The 15,753-nt window shown below is 72.2% G+C and carries 13 protein-coding genes and 1 tRNA gene; 10 read left to right on the forward strand and 4 right to left on the reverse strand.

All coding sequences use genetic code 11. The features are described from left to right. Nucleotides 1–34: 34 nt before the first annotated feature. Both AB0J67_RS32790 and AB0J67_RS32795 read right to left on the reverse strand, forming a co-directional pair. Entirely contained in the window at nt 35–994 is a 960-nt protein-coding gene (locus AB0J67_RS32790) for a hypothetical protein (RefSeq protein ID WP_363488182.1), read from the reverse strand. Between the two features lie 4 nt (nt 995–998). Further along, the gene (locus tag AB0J67_RS32795; RefSeq protein ID WP_363488184.1) at nt 999–1,421 is read right to left on the reverse strand and encodes a peptidase inhibitor family I36 protein; all 423 of its coding nucleotides are present in this window, start codon (nt 1,419–1,421) and stop codon (nt 999–1,001) included. A gap of 130 nt (nt 1,422–1,551) precedes the next feature. Between AB0J67_RS32795 and AB0J67_RS32800 the strand changes: the two genes are divergently transcribed. The 5 genes from AB0J67_RS32800 (at nt 1,552) to AB0J67_RS32820 (ending at nt 7,586) form a co-directional block, all read left to right on the forward strand. Further along, a complete protein-coding gene (locus tag AB0J67_RS32800) occupies nt 1,552–3,825 on the forward strand; it encodes a helix-turn-helix domain-containing protein (RefSeq protein WP_363488186.1) in 2,274 nt (757 codons plus the stop codon). Between the two features lie 129 nt (nt 3,826–3,954). Continuing rightward, a complete protein-coding gene (locus AB0J67_RS32805; protein ID WP_363488188.1) occupies nt 3,955–4,164 on the forward strand; it encodes a hypothetical protein in 210 nt (69 codons plus the stop codon). A 140-nt stretch (nt 4,165–4,304) separates the two neighbouring features. Beyond that, nucleotides 4,305–5,897: an NAD(P)/FAD-dependent oxidoreductase gene (locus AB0J67_RS32810; protein ID WP_363488190.1), complete on the forward strand. Its 1,593-nt coding sequence runs from the start codon at nt 4,305–4,307 to the stop codon at nt 5,895–5,897. After that, nucleotides 5,894–7,051, forward strand: coding sequence for an aromatic ring-hydroxylating dioxygenase subunit alpha (locus tag AB0J67_RS32815; protein WP_363488192.1), 1,158 nt, complete (start codon nt 5,894–5,896; stop codon nt 7,049–7,051). Before AB0J67_RS32810 ends, AB0J67_RS32815 begins: the two co-directional genes overlap by 4 nt. A 64-nt stretch (nt 7,052–7,115) precedes the next feature. Then, complete coding sequence (locus AB0J67_RS32820; RefSeq protein WP_363488194.1) at nt 7,116–7,586, forward strand: MarR family transcriptional regulator; 471 nt, start codon at nt 7,116–7,118, stop codon at nt 7,584–7,586. Nucleotides 7,587–7,641: 55 nt separating this feature from the next. Here AB0J67_RS32820 and AB0J67_RS32825 read toward each other — a convergent pair whose 3' ends face one another. Continuing rightward, nucleotides 7,642–8,121: a VOC family protein gene (locus AB0J67_RS32825; RefSeq protein WP_363488196.1), complete on the reverse strand. Its 480-nt coding sequence runs from the start codon at nt 8,119–8,121 to the stop codon at nt 7,642–7,644. Nucleotides 8,122–8,405: 284 nt separating this feature from the next. On the opposite strand from AB0J67_RS32825, the gene AB0J67_RS32830 reads away from it, so the two are divergent. Both AB0J67_RS32830 and AB0J67_RS32835 read left to right on the forward strand, forming a co-directional pair. Continuing rightward, the gene (locus tag AB0J67_RS32830) at nt 8,406–9,374 is read left to right on the forward strand and encodes a hypothetical protein (protein ID WP_363488198.1); all 969 of its coding nucleotides are present in this window, start codon (nt 8,406–8,408) and stop codon (nt 9,372–9,374) included. A gap of 103 nt (nt 9,375–9,477) precedes the next feature. Then, on the forward strand, nt 9,478–12,438 hold the full coding sequence (locus tag AB0J67_RS32835) for a glycoside hydrolase family 2 TIM barrel-domain containing protein (RefSeq protein WP_363488200.1): 2,961 nt from the start codon (nt 9,478–9,480) through the stop codon (nt 12,436–12,438). 97 nt (nt 12,439–12,535) lie between these two features. On the opposite strand, the gene AB0J67_RS32840 is transcribed toward AB0J67_RS32835, so the two are convergent. Further along, on the reverse strand, nt 12,536–13,102 hold the full coding sequence (locus tag AB0J67_RS32840; RefSeq protein WP_363488202.1) for an AAA family ATPase: 567 nt from the start codon (nt 13,100–13,102) through the stop codon (nt 12,536–12,538). A gap of 136 nt (nt 13,103–13,238) precedes the next feature. Between AB0J67_RS32840 and AB0J67_RS32845 the strand changes: the two genes are divergently transcribed. The 3 genes from AB0J67_RS32845 to AB0J67_RS32855 all read left to right on the forward strand — a co-directional run bounded on the left by AB0J67_RS32845 (nt 13,239) and on the right by AB0J67_RS32855 (nt 15,420). Beyond that, nucleotides 13,239–13,325 (forward strand) — tRNA-Leu (locus AB0J67_RS32845). 336 nt (nt 13,326–13,661) lie between these two features. After that, entirely contained in the window at nt 13,662–14,108 is a 447-nt protein-coding gene (locus AB0J67_RS32850) for a very short patch repair endonuclease (protein ID WP_363488203.1), read from the forward strand. A gap of 244 nt (nt 14,109–14,352) precedes the next feature. After that, nucleotides 14,353–15,420, forward strand: a complete 1,068-nt coding sequence (locus tag AB0J67_RS32855; RefSeq protein WP_363488205.1) for a DNA cytosine methyltransferase — start codon at nt 14,353–14,355, stop codon at nt 15,418–15,420. The last annotated feature ends 333 nt before the right edge of the window (nt 15,421–15,753 follow it).

The raw sequence follows: 15,753 nt of genomic DNA on the forward strand, positions 1-15,753 counted from the left end.
TGCCAGGCCATCACCTATGGCCTGGCACGCGACGTCATGCCGCCAGCAGCGAGCGGGCACGGGCCACGGCGGCCGTGAAGCCGGCCGACAGCCGCGCGATCTCGGCGCGCTGGTCGACGGCCAGCGCGCGCACCGCTTCGCGGCGCAGCTCCAGCTCGGTGGCGGTGAGCCGGACCTGCTGGTCGCACCGGGCGTCCTGCACCGCCAGGGCGACCTCGGCTTCGCGACGGTCCTCGGCCCTGCCGCCCGACTGGCGGTAGGCCGTGCCGAGGGCGACCCGGATGTCGTCGGGCGTGGCGTAGCGGTGGCCGTGGCCCGCCATGCACCGGCTCCACGCGGCGAGCGCCTCGCCGTGACGGGGGTGGGCGGCGGCGGTGCGGGCCGCGGTGCGGTTGATGCCCTGCGGCAGGTAGGCCACGCGGGCCCAGGTGGTGATGTCGCCGAAGACGGTGGCGTAGCCGCGGGCGGTGCAGCCGTCCAGGGCGTAGGTGATGGTGCCCAGGCCGGGCACGTCGAGGGAGCCGGTGCGCGCGGGGTCGCCGTTGAGGGCCTGCTGGTAGCGGGGCTCGTCGGCGGCCGGGTCGGCCGACGGCGGTTCCTGCGCGCCGTCGCCGTCGGTGCGCCACAGGCCGTAGCCGTCGCGGCGGCGCCGTTCGAGGTCGAGCGTGCGCTGCTCGTCGGTGCCGTCCAGGGGCGGTTCGGCCGCGTACGGCGTCCAGGTGAAGCCGTGTGTGCGCATGCAGTCGGCGGTGACCTTCGCCATGGCGCGCAGCACCAGGTGGTGCCCGGCGGGGAACGTGCCGGACCAGGTGACCAGGTCCAGCGCGGCGGCGTCGAGCTCGATCGGGACGGCGGGTGCGGCGGGCGGGGACCCGCCCGCCGGCTGCGTGGTGCCGCAGCCGGCGAGCGTCGCCGCCAGCAGGAGTGCCGGCAGCAGGCCGGCCGGGATGCGTCGGGTGGCCGTGGTCGGTTCCGGCCGGCGGCGGGTGTCCATCAGGTCACGGCTTCGACCGGCACCAGTGGTTGGACTTGATGATGTCCTCCCACGAGCCGACCGGGCTGGGGCCGGCGTTCTGGTTCAGGAACGCGAGCCGGCTGGTCCGGTAGAGGTAGAGGGCCTGGCCGCTGTAGTCGAGGCCGGACCACAGCCACACGTCGCACTCGCGACCGTTGTTGAAGACCGACGACGCGCAGTTGAGCCAGGTGCCGGTCTGGGGGCAACGGCTCTCCCCCCAGGTCCAGCGGGCGTTGCTGTACTGCATGTCCTTGCGGGCTCCGTTGAAGTCCCGGTCGGACCAGGCGCACACGTAGCCCGGCGGGCACGTGGTGTGGTCGCCGGCCTGGGCCGCGGTGGCGGTCGGCAGGATCGTCGCGGCCAGTGCCGCGAGCAGGACGGCCGCTCGGCTGAGGGCTCTGATCATGAGCGCAGTTCCTTCCTTGTCGGATCGACGCTGGTTGTCGCGCCGGGATGAGTCTGGCCGGGTGCCCGGGAGCGGGACAGGAGATCATCCGGAGATTGAGGGGAATATGGGAACCTGTTAATCTCCGCAGGTGCACGGGGGATGGACGTTCGGGCAGCTGCTGCGCGCCGGTCGGCTGAGGGCCGCGGCGACCCAGGAGCAGCTGGCCCACCGGGCCGGGCTCAGCGCCCGGCACGTGCGCGACCTGGAGGCCGGCCGCATCACCCGGCCGCGACCGGGCACCGTCGCCCTGCTCGCCGACGCCCTCGGCCTCAGCGCCGGCGAACGCGAGCGCCTGCTCACCACCGCCCGGCCCGAGGCGATGGCCGGCCATGACCCGCCCGGCACCACGCCCCTCGACACCACGCCCATCGGTCAGCCCGGCCCGGCACCGTCCGGCGCCACACCCGGCGCTCGGCCCGCCCCGGCACCGTCCGCAGGTCAGGCCGGTCCGGCCCAGCTGCCGGCGGCGCTGGCCGGGTTCACCGGCCGGGCGGCGCAGCTGCGCCGCCTGGACGACCTGCTCGACCGGGCGGCCGGGCAGTCCACCGCGCTGGCCGTCGTCCTGGTCGTCGGCACCGCCGGCATCGGCAAGACGACCCTGGCCCTGCACTGGGCGCACCGGGCACGACCGGCCTTCCCCGACGGTCAGCTGTACGTCGACCTGCGCGGTTTCGATCCCAGCGGCCGTGCGGTGACCGCCGGTGAGGCGGTGCGCGGCTTCCTCGACGCCCTCGGCGTGCCCGCGAGCCGGGTGCCCGCGGACCTGCCCGCGCAGGCGGCCCTGTTCCGCAGCCTGCTCGCCGACCGGCGCATGCTGATCGTGCTGGACAACGCCCGCGACGCCGGCCAGGTCCGCCCGCTGCTGCCCGGCGCCCCGGGCTGCCTGGTGCTGGTCACCGCCCGCGGCGACCTGGACGGCCTGGTCGCCGCCGAGGGCGCGCACCTGCTGGTGCTGGACCTGCTCGGCGACGCCGAGGCGGCGGAGCTGCTGGCGGCCCGGATCGGGCCGCGGGCGCGGGAGGAGCCCGAGGCGCTCGCGCGGCTGGCCGACTCCTGCGCCCGGCTGCCGCTGGCGCTCGCGCTGGTCGGCGCGCGGGCGGCGCTGCGCCCGCAGTTCCCGCTGGGGCAGCTCGCCGGTGAGCTGGCCGAGGCCGGCCGGGTGCTCGACACGCTGCGCAGCGCGGACGCGAGCACCGACCTGCGGGCGGTGTTCTCGTGGAGCCACCGCATGCTGGCGCCGGGCACGGCCCGGCTGTTCCGGCTGCTGTCGCTGGCGCCGGGCCCGGACATCACCGGCCCCGCCGCCGCGAGCCTGGCCGGGGTGGGCCAGGGCCGGGGCGCGGCGATGCTGGCCGAGCTGGCGCGGGCGCAGCTGGTCAGCGAGCACGCACCCGGCCGGTTCCGGTTCCACGACCTGCTGCGGGCGTACGCCGCGGAGATCTGCGCGGCCGAGGACAGCGCCGAGCAGCGGCGGGCGGCGCTGCACCGGCTGCTCGACCACTACCTGCACACCGCCTGCCGGGCGGCGCTGCTGCTGGCGCCCGACCGGGAGCCGATCGAGGTGAAGCCCCCGGCGCCCGGCGCCGTCCCGCGGCGCATCGGCAGCGAGCGGGCGGCGCTGGCGTGGTTCACCGCGGAGCAGGCGGTGCTCGCGGCGTCGATCCGCCGCGCGGCCGAGGAGGGTTTCGAGGAGCACGCGTGGCAGCTGGTGTGGACGCTGGCCGACTTCCTGACCCGGCGGGGCAACGCCGGTCCGCGCGGGGCCGCCCGGCCGCAGCGCGACGACGCGCACACCCTCTACCGGCTGGGGCTGTCGCAGTGGGCCGACCTCGCCGAGCCGAGCGGGCAGGCCCGGACCGAGCTGAGCCTGGCGCTGGCGTACTCCCAGCAGGACGACTACCACGCCACGCTGCACCACAGCGAGCTGGCCCGGCAGCGGTACGAGGCGGCCGGGCACCGGGCCGGGCAGGTGCTGGCGGTGGTCGGCATGTGGTGGGCGTGCCTGCAACTGGGCGACCTGGTGCCGTCGCTGGCCCATGCCCGGCGGTTCCTGGCGCTGTCGCAGGAGCTGGGCGATCGCTTCGGGCAGGCGGCCGCCTGGGACTGCCTGGGCCAGACCCGGCAGCGCATGGGCGAGCACGGGCAGGCGGTGGACAGCTACGCCGCGGCGGTGCGCCTGTTCGCGCTGCACGGGGAGGACTACGGCCGGGCGTGCAGCCTCATCCGGCTCGGCGACAGCCACCTGGCGCTGGGCGCTGCGCAGACGGCCCGGGTCTGCTGGCGTGAGGCGCTGGAGCTGCTGGAGAAGCTGGCGCACCCGGAGCGGCACGGTGTCCTTAAGCGGCTGGCCGCGGCGGCCTGAGCGTGCCGCGCCCGGACATCATGCGCTGGAAGTACGGCAAGCTGCTGCGCAACGTCAGCAACGCCGCCGGACCGGCCGCCCCGGCGGCACCGCCCCTGGAGCGTGCGGAGGGCGTCTACGCTGCGGCGCGTGACTGCGCCTCTGACTCCCGTGCCCGACGACGGCAGCAAGAAGATCCTGCGGGTGGCGGTGATCGCCACCGTCGTCCTGTCCGTGCTGGCCGTGTGTGCCGGGCTGCTGTTCTGCTGCGGGCCGTTCGCGCTGTTCGCCTGGTTCACCGATCAGCAGACGGACTGGTACGAGGAGCAGTCGGGCACGGCGCCGTTCCTGTTCGGGTGAGGCGTCGGGGCCCGTTCCCGGATCGCGTGCGGGCGGCCGGTTGCGGTGCTGCTCCGGATCGTGAGAAAATCATGTCTGCGAATACCACTAGGTGAACATGGGTCTTCCCAACTGAGTGGTCAGTCAGTCAGACTGCTGGCGTGACCCATGACGTGATCATCATCGGTGGCGGGCACAACGGCCTCGTCGCCGCGGCGTACCTGGCTCGCGCGGGGCGCAGGGTGGTGGTGCTGGAACGCCGGCACACCGTCGGCGGCGCCGCCGTGTCCGAGCGACCCTTCGGACCCGACTTCCTGATCACCTCGCTGTCGTACGTGGTCAGCCTGCTGCCCCCCGACATGGTGCGCGACCTGCGCCTGGCCGAGCACGGCTACCACGTCTACCCGCAGGGCCCTTACTTCGCGCCCCGCCGCGACGGCCGCCACCTGCACCTGGTCGGGGACCCCCGGCGGCGCCACGACGAGATCGCCAAGTTCGCCAGGGCCGACGCGGACGCCTACGAGCGCTGGGAGGCCTGGCTCGGCGGGCTCGGCGCGAAGGTCGGGCCGCTGCTCGACGCGATCCCGCCCAAGCTCGGCTCCCAGCGCCCCGGCGACCTGCTCGGCCAGGCCGCGCTGCTCAAGACGCTGCGCAAGGTCGACGTGCGGGCCGCGTTCGACCTGACCCGGCTGTTCACCGCCAGCATCGCCGACCTGGTCGAGGACCGGTTCTCCTCCGACGCGATGCGTGGCCTGCTGTCGGTGTCGGGCGTCATCGGCACCTGGGGCGGCCCGCGCAGCGCCAGCACCGCGTTCGTCACGCTGCACCACCACCTGGACCAGACCGGCGGGCAGTCCGCGGCGTGGGGCTTCCCGCGCGGCGGCATGGGCGGGGTCACCGCGGCGCTGGCCGCCTCGGCCCGCTCCTTCGGCGCCGAGATCCGCACCGAGGCCACCGTGGCCCGCATCGACACCCGCGGCGGCCGCGTCACCGGCGTCACCCTCGCCTCGGGCGAGCAGCTGACCGCGCCGACCGTCATCACCACCGCACACCCGAAGATCTCGTTCCTGCGGCTGCTGGACAGCGACGAGCTGCCCGGCGACTTCGTGGCCGACATCGAGTCGTGGCAGACCCGCTCGGGCACCGTGAAGGTCAACTTCGCGGTGGACCGGCTGCCGACGTTCGCCAGCCACCCCGACTTCGACCCGGACGTGCACGGCGGCACCATCGTGCTGTCGGAGTCGCTCGACGACGTGGAGACCGCGTTCCAGGAGGCCGCCGCAGGGAAAGCCGCGACGCTGCCGTTCGCCGACGTGTGCATCCCGTCGGTGTTCGACCCGAGCCTCGCGCCCGAGGGCAAGCACGTGGTCAGCATGTTCACCCAGTGGGTGCCGCACACCTGGGCCGCCCGGCCCGACCCGGCCGGGCTGGACGCCTACGCCGACCGGCTCGTCGCGCGGATGGAGGCGGTCGCGCCCGGGTTCACCGACTCGGTCATCGCGCGGCAGGTCATCGGCCCGCACGAGATGGAGACCGAGTACGGCCTGATCGGCGGCAACATCTTCCACGGCGAACTGACGCCCGGGCAGATGTTCCACTGCCGGCCCGCGGCGGGGTACGCCGACCTGCGTACCCCGATCAAGGGGCTCTATCAGGCCGGGTCCGCCACGCACGGGGGCGGCGGGGTCACCGGGATCCCGGGGCGCAACGTGGTCCGGCAGGTCATGCGCGACAGCCGCTGGGGGCGGCGATGAGCGCCGCGCCGCTGCCCGCCGACGGGCTCGACGCCGCGCTGGCGCCGTTCGGGTCGTCGCGGATGCTGCCCGTCGCCGCGTACACCGACCCGGCCGTGCTCGCTTGGGAGCGGCGGCACCTGTTCGCGGGCTCGTGGACCTGCCTGGGGCGGCGGGCGCAGCTGGCCGCCGAGGGCAACCAGCACGCGCTGACCGTCGGCGACGTCGCCGTCGTGCTGACGCTGACCGGCGAGCGGGTCCGCGCGTTCGCCAACGCCTGCCGGCACCGCGGCCACGAGCTGCTGCCCGACGGCGGCCGGTGCGAGCGGCGCTCGCTGGTGTGCCCGTACCACGGCTGGGCGTACGGCCTGGACGGGACGCTGCGGACCGCGCCGAGGATGGGCGAGGAGTTCGAGACGCAGCGGTTCGGGCTGGTCGAGCTGCCCGCGGTGGACTGGCACGGGTGGGTGTTCGTCAACGCCACCGGGACCGCGATGCCGTTCGAGCAGCACCTGGGCACGCTCGATGCGCTGGTCGCGCCGTACGCGCCGGAGAAGCTCGAGGTCAAGGCCGTGCACCGCTACGAGGTCGCGGCGAACTGGAAGGTCGTCGCGGAGAACTACCACGAGTGCTACCACTGCCCGCTGATCCACCCGGAGCTGTGCGCGGTGACGCCGCCGAACTCCGGCGACAACTGGCACGAGCCCGGGCACTGGCTCGGCGGGTCGATGGAGCTGCGCGAGCACGCCGAGACGATGTCGCTGGACGGGCGCTCGCGGGGGGTGATGCTCGACGGGGTGGACCGGCGCACGGTGCGCTACCTGGGGCTGTTCCCGAACGTGCTGCTGTCTTTGCACCCGGACTACGTGATGGCGCACCGGATGACGCCGCTGGCCGTGGACCGGACGCTGGTCGAGTGCGTGTGGCTGTTCGACGAGTCGGTGGAAGACCCGTCGTACGCGGTCGACTTCTGGGACGTCACCAACCGGCAGGACTGGGCGGCGTGCGAGTCGGTGCAGCGGGGGCTGTCGTCGCCGCACCACACGCCGGGGCCGCTCGCGCCGAACGAGAGCGCGATCTACGACTGGGTGACGCTGCTGGCGCGGGCGTACCGGGACCCGGTCGCGGTGCTGGGGGTGCAGCGCGTTCCGGAGCGTGCCGGCTCGCGGGCGTGACCGGGCAGGCTTCCAAAAAGCTGTCGCGACAGCAAATGTCGCGACAGCGTGTTAGGGTCCGGGCATGGAACGATCCGCATCGGCTGCACAAGCCCCAGGGCTGCCCGCGCTCGGCGCCGGCTCGCTGCTGCACAAGGTGGCCCGCGAGTTCACCACCATGCTGGACCGCGACCTCGCCCGCCACGACCTGACCAGCCAGCAGGCCGCGCTGCTGCTGCACGCGGCCGGCGAGCCCGCCACGCCCAGCAGCCTCAAGGCGGCGCTCGGCACCGACACCGCGGGCATGACCCGGCTGCTCGACCGGCTCGAAGGCAAGGGCCTGGTGCGCCGCGCCAGGCATCCGCAGGACCGGCGGGCCGTCGTCATCGAGCTCACCGCTCAGGGCCAGGCGGTGGTGCCGCACCTGCAGCCCGCGTTCGGGCACGCCGTCGGCAGGCTGCTGGCCGGGTTCGACGACACGCAGGTGGCACAGTTGCGCGGCATGCTGGACCGCATGCTCGCGAATCTCGCCGCCGACGGCGACCCGGCCGCATAGCCGAGCAGCCGCCGGTCAGGACACCAGCCAAGTGTGACCGCCGGTCGGCGGCGGTTCAGGACACCGGGCGGCCGATGCTGCCGCGGACCATGTCCGACCAGGCGGTGTCGGTTTCGATCTCGGCCAGGCGGGGCTCGGTGAGGACCACCACGTTGCCGTCCGGATCGGTCAGCGTCAGATCGGTGCTGCGCCACGGCGTCGGCGCGGGACCCTCGACCGTCCCGCCGGGTGCCGCGGCCAGGTCCGCGGCGCGCTGCGCCAGGTCGTCGCCGCCGGCGGCCATGATGACGCGCAGCCCGCCGGTCGCCGCTCCGCGGGCGGGGACCACGAGGATGTCCTGGTGCCGCTGGCGCCGCAGGTGGACCAGCATCGTCGCGTCGCCTGGGCCGGGCATCGCGGCGAGTACGACGAACCCGGCCGCCTCGTACCAGCGGGTGGTGGCGGGCAGGTCGGCGGCCTCGAACTTCACGAACGCCGGCATCGGGTAGATGTCGCGGTCGATGCCGGGGGCGGGCCGGGGTGCCGGCTCGGTCATGGGAGTTCTCCTTGCTCGGGTGCGTTACCGGGTAAGGTTCGCGCCTCCCGTCGCGTCAGGGTCAAGCCGTTCAGGCGGCCGCCTCCCCGACGTGCACGTCGAATTCGACCGGCGTGTCCAACCCGGTCCCATGTCGGGCTGCCGTGAGCCCTGGCTGGTCGCGCGTGGGGATGACGGCCGTGCGCTTGCGGGTGACGTCGGTGGCCCGGCCGTCGGCATCGCACCTAACCTGCTGATATGCCCCGAAAGTGCCCACGGGTGTCTCGGTTTCGGAGGGCGGCGTCATGACCACCGGAGCAGTGCGGCGAGCACGCCTCACCATCGCGTTCGCGTCGGCGGTCACCGCCGTGGCCGCGACGCTGGTCGCCCCCGCGCGAGCGGCGGAACCCGCTGATCCCGGCGGTCCGGCCGCGACGGTCGTCGGGGCCGCGGAGCCGTGCCCGCCGCCGGCCGGGTTCCGGCCTGGGCGGTTCGAGGACTCCACGGAGCTGGACGGGCGGTACCAGCCGCTGCCCGCGGGGACCGAGCTCACCTGGCAGGTGCACGCCAACGACGGCGGGCGGGCGCTGCCGCGGACCGTCGTGCTGACCGCCACCGACCTGGTCAAGCGGATCGACGGGGTGTGGGCGCGGGTGCTGTGGCAGCGGCAGCTCGCCGAGGGGGTGGCGACCGGGTCGGCGCTGCTGTTCCAGGCGCAGGACGACGACCGGAACGTGTGGCAGCTGGGGGCGTATCCGGTGCTGCCGGCGGACGGGACGGTCACCGGTGCGTCCGAGGCGTGGATCGCGGGGGTGGCCGGGGCGCGGGCAGGGGTGGTCGTGCCCGGCGATCCGGAGGTGGACGAGCCGCCGTACCTGCGTGCGGCGGCGCCGGGGATCGGGCTGCTGCGGTGCGGGTTCGTGGTGGATACGTCGGCGCGTGAGGTGTGTGCCCCGGCGATCTGTTACGACGGGGTGCTGGTAGTGGAGGAGTTCAGCCCGCTGCTGGGGCCGCCGGTGCGGCACGCGTACCTGCCGGGGGCCGGGCTGATCGTTGCGGCGCAGGTGAACAGCGACGGGGAGACGCTGTTCCTGACCGCCAGGCGGCGGCTGTCCGTCGAGGAGCGGCTGGCCGCGGCCGAGGCGGCGCTCGGTTTGGAGGAGCGGGCGTACGCGGGCAGCGAGGTCTATGCCGGGACGGAGGCGATGCGGTTGCAGGCCGCGGACGCCGACGCGCGGGCCGTGCGGTGGGCGCTGGGTGACCGGCTTCGTTGAGCTTTACTCCAGCAGCGGCGCCGATGCCCGGTCGGCGCCGCTGCGCTGCGCGTGCCGCGCCCGGCTCGTTGACATCTGATGGGTCGTGTTGGAATCTGTCGGGGTGCGATACCTGATCTCCACGACCGGCCACGGGGCGCTGGCACCCCGCGCCCACCTGGACACCGACGCGGCCCGGCTGTCCCTCGACGGGACGTGGCGGTTCCGGCTGTCGCCCGTCGCCGACCTGCCCAAGGACTTCGCCGAGACCGGGTACGACGACAGCGGGTGGGACGAGATCGCCGTGCCGTCGCACTGGCCCCTCGCTAGGCGCGACGGGGCGTGGGGCAACCCGATCTACACCAACGTGCGGTATCCGATCCCCGTCGACCCGCCGCACGTGCCGACCGACAACCCGACCGGCGACCACCGGCTCCTGTTCGACCTGCCCGAGGGCTGGCCGGGCGGGGACGCGGTGATCCGGTTCGACGGCATCGACTCGCGCGGGCGGATCTGGCTCAACGGCACCGAGCTCGGCGTGACCTCGGGCAGCCGGCTGCCCAGCGAGTTCGCCGCCGGGCACCTGCTGCGGCCCGGCGGCAACGTGCTCGCGGTGCGGGTGCACCAGTGGTCGGCGGGGACGTACGTCGAGGACCAGGACATGTGGTGGCTGCCGGGGATCTTCCGCAACGTCACGCTGCTCGCCCGGCCGGCGGGTGGGCTGGGCGACGTGCGGGTCGAGGCCGGGTACGACCACCGGACCGGGCTGGGCACGCTGCGGGTGTCGGCGGGTGCCGGTGCGGTGTTGACGTGTGCCGAGCTGGGGCTTGACGGCGTACCCGCTGATGGTGTCTTTGAATTGGCGGTGTCGCCGTGGACCGCGGAGACGCCGCGGCTGTATCGGCTCGAGGTGGCCACGGCCGCGGAGCGGGCCGTGGTCGCGGTCGGGTTCCGCACGGTCGCGGTCGAGGACGGGCAGCTCAAGGTCAACGGGCGGGCGATCCTGTTCCGGGGCGTGAACCGGCACGAGTTCGATCCCGATCACGGCCGGGTCGTCGGCGAGGAGCTGATGCGGGCCGATCTGGTGCTGATGAAGCAGCACAACATCAACGCGGTGCGGACCAGCCACTACCCGCCGCACCCCAGGTTCCTGGAGCTGTGCGACGAGCTCGGGTTCTGGGTGATCGACGAGTGCGACCTGGAGACCCACGGGTTTCAGGAGAACGGGTGGCGGCGCAATCCGACCGGCGACCCAGCGTGGCGGGACGCGCTGGTCGAGCGGGCCGAGCGCATGGTCGCCCGGGACCGCAACCACCCGTCGGTGATCATGTGGTCGCTGGGGAACGAGGCGGGGGTCGGGGAGAACCTCGGGCACATGGCCGCGGCGATCCGGGCCCTGGACGCTTCGCGGCCGCTGCACTACGAGGGCGATCCGAGCTGCCGGTACACGGACGTGTACAGCCGGATGTACGCCTCGCACGAGGAGGTCGAGCTCATCGGGCGCGGCGAGGAGGCGCCGCTCGACGATCCCGAGCTCGACGCGCGGCGGCGCGTGATGCCGTTCATCCAGTGCGAGTACGGGCACGCGATGGGCAACGGGCCCGGCGGGCTGTGGGAGTACCAGCAGCTGTTCGAGCGGTATGAGCGGCTGCAGGGCGGGTTCATCTGGGAGTGGATCGACCACGGCATCCGCAGCCGGACGGCCGACGGGCGGGAGTTCTTCGCGTACGGGGGTGACTTCGGGGAGGAGCTGCACGACGGGAACTTCGTCTGCGACGGGCTCGTGTTCCCGGACCGGACGCCGTCGCCGGGGCTGCTCGAATACAAGATGGTCATCGAACCGGTGCGGATCGGCGACGACGGGTCCGGCGGGTTCACGATCGAGAACCGGTATGACTTCGCGGAGCTGACCGGGCTCGTGCTGCGGTGGTCGTACGAGGTCGACGGGGTCGAGCAGGCGGGCGGGGAGCTGCCGTGTCCGGCGCTGGCTGCCGGGAAGAGCGAGACTGTCGCGCTGCCCGCGCTGGACCTGCCCCCGTTGCCCGGCGAGGCCTGGTGGACGGTGCGGGCGGTGCTCGCCGCCAACACCGCCTGGGCTGCGGCGGGGCACGAGGTCGCCTGGGGGCAGTGGCAGGCGGTGGGCTCCGCCGCGTCGGGGATGGCCGACGGCGTGTTCGCCATGCGCGCACCCGGTGTCAACGGGACCGGCGTGGCAGCCTTCGTCATCGACAACCGTTCCCCGGCCGGGGTGCCTGCGGTGTCGGACGACGTGCACGGCGGCGGGGGCGGGAGGTTCGTGGCACCGCGGGCGGCGCGGTTCGACGAGCGGGGGAGGCTGGTCGAGTTCGCGGGGATCGGGCTGGTCGCGCTGCGGCTCGACCTGTGGCGGGCGCCGACTGACAACGACGCGCACGCGCTGGCGGCGAAGTGGCGCTGGGCAGGGCTGCACCGGGTCCATGAGCGGGTCGTCTCCGTCGAGCGCGACGAGCGGGCGCTGACCGTGCGGACGCGGGTCGCGCCGGCGGCGGTCGATGCGGGGCTGCACGTCACGTACCGGTGGAGCGAAGCGGGCGAGGCGTTGCGGCTGGAGCTGTCCGTGACGCCCGACGGGGTGTGGAACGTGCCGCTGCCCCGGCTCGGGCTGCGGCTCGGGCTGCCCGCCGGGTACGACCGGGTGGAGTGGTTCGGCCGCGGACCGGGCGAGGCGTACGCCGACACGCGGCTCGCGGCCCGAGTCGGGCGGTATGCCGGCACGGTCGACGGAATGCAGACGCCGTACGTGTTCCCGCAGGAGAACGGGGCGCGGCTCGACGTGCGCTGGGCGACGCTCACCGAGGCGTCGGGGGCGGGGGTGCGGATCGAGACCGATCCGGTGTTCCAGCTGACCGTGCGGCGGTGGACCTCGGAGCAGCTCGACGCCGCCCGCCATCCCACCGGGCTGGTGGCAGGTGATCACGTGTGGCTCAACGTGGACCTGGCTCAGCACGGCATCGGGAGCAACTCCTGCGGCCCGGGGGTGCTGCCCCAGCATGAGCTCCATGCTGGGGACTTCACGTTCGCGGTCCTGCTCACTCCGGTGCGCTGACCTGGCCGCGGCGACGATCTTGCGTGGGTGTGTCCCGCGGCGTGCTCATTCGGGGGCAGGGGGCCGTTCGCGCAGGATCGTCGCCGTGAGGTGGTAGTCAGCGGCGGGGGAGGAGGAGCTTGACCTGGAGCTCCAGGGAGTCGGCCCCGGTGCGGTTGTCGACGGTGAGGTGCGGGACCGGGGGCTCGACGCCGGCGCGGATCGCCTCGGTGAACTCGTCGAACCTCGCGAGCTTCTGCCCGTCGCGGGGGAGGGCGCGGGTGGTCAGGCGGGTGCGCAGGGTTGCCGGGTCGGTGCGGACCCAGACCAGGTGGACTGGGTCGCCGCCCAGTTCGTCGACCCAGGTCGCCCAGCGCTGGGGGTCGTGGATCTGGCCGGTGAAGGGGGCGTCGAGCAGTACGGGGCAGCCGAACGAGCGGATCTGGCGGGCGGCGGCGGTCATGCCGGCGTACTCGTGGATCTTGATGTGGTCGTCGTACCAGGGACCCTCGCGCTCGCCGTGGGGGCGGCCGGCCGCGTCGAGCGTGGCGGCGACGAAGCTGCCGTAGAGGACGTCCTTGTCGAGGAGGGCGGGGACCGGGGTCAGGGAATGCAGGAGCAGTCTGCTCACGGTCGACTTGCCGGCGCCCGGGGGACCGGCTACCACCCATACGGCAGCGTTCACGGGTCGGAGACTACCGACACCCGTAACCCGATGTGCGTGATCAACGGTCAGCGTGTACAGTTGTGCCTCGTGCGGCTGACGCCGGACACCAGCGGAGATGCGTCTTCGGGGGTGTGGCGGAGGTCGGACACCACCGGTCCGGGTGGCGGAATGGCAGACGCGCTAGCTTGAGGTGCTAGTGCCCGTATAGGGCGTGGGGGTTCAAGTCCCCCCTCGGACACCATCATGCATCACCAGTGATGTTTCTCGCGTACGCGTGTCCAAGTGCACTTGGACACGCGTTTCGTTTTGTAGTTCGTCGGCTTCTTCTGGCATTCGTAGGTTCGACGTACACCTGCGCAGTCACCGTGAGTATGAGCTGTCCAGTCGACGCACGAGCGCTCATATCCTTCTAGCGGGCCGCGTCTGAAAGCCCATGAATAGCGATGTCAGCGGGATGTGCGCGGGTGGCGTGGGCGGACGGGGTTGCGGCGGTGGCGAGGCGTCGGATCAAAACGATGACCATGCCCACCGGACCATGGCAGCGTGGCATGTAGTCGATCCATGAGAGCATCGGCGGATGGCCACAGATGCAGGTTCAGGTTGGGCCTCCAGCGCAGGCGTGCGGCGGAGCATGCAGTCCAACAAGGGACGAGATACACGCCCCGAACTGGCGCTGCGATCAGCGGCACATCGCCTGGGACTGCGCTACCGGGTATCTGTGCGTCCGTTGAAGGCGGTCCGAAGGACGGCGGACCTATGCTTCTCCCGAGCGAAGGTTGCGGTCTTCCTCGACGGATGCTTCTGGCACGGCTGCCCAGAGCATCACACGGTAGCGAAGACAAACGCCGACTACTGGGCGCAAAAGGTCATGCGTAACCGTGAACGCGACCTCGAGACGGACCGTCTACTCACCGACGCCGGCTGGACCGTCCTGAGGGTGTGGGAGCACGAGTCGGCCGAGGTCGCGGCATGCCGAATCGCGGAGATCGTCCACGTTGCACGTTCGCGGGTTGCTCAACCCTGAACGGTAGCCATCGTTCCAGCCATGCAAGATCGCCTGAGACAAGGTGCTTTGTGACAGTTCTTGGAGTTCGTAGTCGCTGGCAAGATCAGATCGTGCAGATGTCGCACACCGAGACGGTCGCCGCACACGTGTCCGATGGCTGTCGGCGATATCGCCATGACTTGACGGGGCGGTCACGTGACTCATCTCGATCGCAAAGCAGGCCGAACGGCGCTCGCGGACCTTGCCGGCTAAGATCGAGCCCGTGCCAAGCGCAGCAACCCCATCGTCGTTCAAGATCGTCGACCTGTTCGCGGGGCCGGGTGGGCTCGACTCCGCCGCCCGCGAACTGGGTGTGCCGGCCGTCGGAGTGGAGTGGGATGTCAATGCCTGCGCGACGCGATACGCCGAGCACCTAGAGACGTCGTCGCGAGACGTCCGCGATCTGGGCCCGGAAGACTTCGAGGATGCTAACGTCCTCGCCGGAGGTCCGCCATGCCAGACGTTCACCGTCGCAGGCAACGGAACAGGCCGTCGGGCGTTGGATCAGGTACTGACGTTCGCTCGACGCCTCGCTGGCGGAGAGAACAGGGAGTCGGTACGCGCAGACCTCAAGGGGTTGAGCGACGAGCGCACCGGCCTCGTACTCGAACCGCTCCGCTGGATTCTTCAAGCGATCGAGGACGGTCGTCCTTACGAGGCGGTCATACTCGAACAGGTGCCAGCGGTCCTGCCTGTATGGGAGGCATTCGCGGCGATCATGCGAGAACGCGGCTACCAGGTCCCGCCACCCAAGGTTCTTCACACAGAGGAGTTCGGCGTCCCCCAGACGCGTCGCCGTGCCATCCTCATAGCCCGTTGGGGTGACAGCGATCTCTGGCGCCGGAGCGGCGAACCGACGCTTCCTGAGCCGACACACCGCAGGTTTCGCAAAGGCCTCGACAATCACGCCGTCGACGCAACCCTGCCTTGGATCACCATGGGCGAAGCGCTGCAAAGGCACCGTCATGGTGAATTCGTGGTCGTGTCCAACTACGGTACCGGCGGAGATCCGAAGGCCCGTGGCCGCCGCCATTCATACGAGCCGTCGGCGACGGTCACTGGGAAGATCTCGCGAAACAGGGTCTTGGATACTCGTGGCGTTGAACTTCCTAGGTTGTCCCTGAATGAGGCGGGTCTCCTACAGACGTTCCGTGACGGCTACAAGTGGTCGGGCGGCGACATCGCCCAACAGATCGGTAACGCCGTTCCCCCGCGCCTGGGAATGCACGTGATCGCGGCCGCGCTGCAACTGCCCGAACAGCTGTCTTTTGCGCTCGACCGACAACCGTGACCAGACGCTCGGGGATCGAAACCTGTTGGCTCGGTCCAGCGTCGCAGGTCGATTCGTTCAGCTGGACTCCAGTAGTTCCGCGCGGGCGGGATACGCAGGATCCTGCTCGCCGTGGACGACGTCACCACTCGGGTCGTGCGGTGGAACTGCCGGATAATGAGGGTTCCCTCAGCCACGTTGCCCACGAGCGATAACGCACGGCAGCGACCATCCCACTTCGTGGGGCACATTAATCCCTCTAACGATCTTGTGCGCAATAGTTGAGGTCGCGTGATGGGCCGCTCCGGGGCGTTTCACCAGGTGATGGTGCGGTCGGAGACCAGGGCGGCGACG

The organism is Catellatospora sp. NPDC049609 (genome assembly GCF_040675365.1).
In the GTDB taxonomy this organism is placed as follows: domain Bacteria; phylum Actinomycetota; class Actinomycetes; order Mycobacteriales; family Micromonosporaceae; genus Catellatospora.

What these genes read in the sequence shown, in the direction of transcription:
- AB0J67_RS32790 (WP_363488182.1), bottom strand. Translation starts at nt 994, where the DNA reads ATGGACACCCGCCGCCGGCCGGAACCGACCACGGCCACCCGACGCATC.
- AB0J67_RS32795 (WP_363488184.1), bottom strand. Translation starts at nt 1,421, where the DNA reads ATGATCAGAGCCCTCAGCCGAGCGGCCGTCCTGCTCGCGGCACTGGCC.
- AB0J67_RS32815 (WP_363488192.1), top strand. Translation starts at nt 5,894, where the DNA reads ATGAGCGCCGCGCCGCTGCCCGCCGACGGGCTCGACGCCGCGCTGGCG.
- AB0J67_RS32820 (WP_363488194.1), top strand. Translation starts at nt 7,116, where the DNA reads ATGGAACGATCCGCATCGGCTGCACAAGCCCCAGGGCTGCCCGCGCTC.
- AB0J67_RS32825 (WP_363488196.1), bottom strand. Translation starts at nt 8,121, where the DNA reads ATGACCGAGCCGGCACCCCGGCCCGCCCCCGGCATCGACCGCGACATC.
- AB0J67_RS32830 (WP_363488198.1), top strand. Translation starts at nt 8,406, where the DNA reads ATGACCACCGGAGCAGTGCGGCGAGCACGCCTCACCATCGCGTTCGCG.
- AB0J67_RS32850 (WP_363488203.1), top strand. Translation starts at nt 13,662, where the DNA reads ATGGCCACAGATGCAGGTTCAGGTTGGGCCTCCAGCGCAGGCGTGCGG.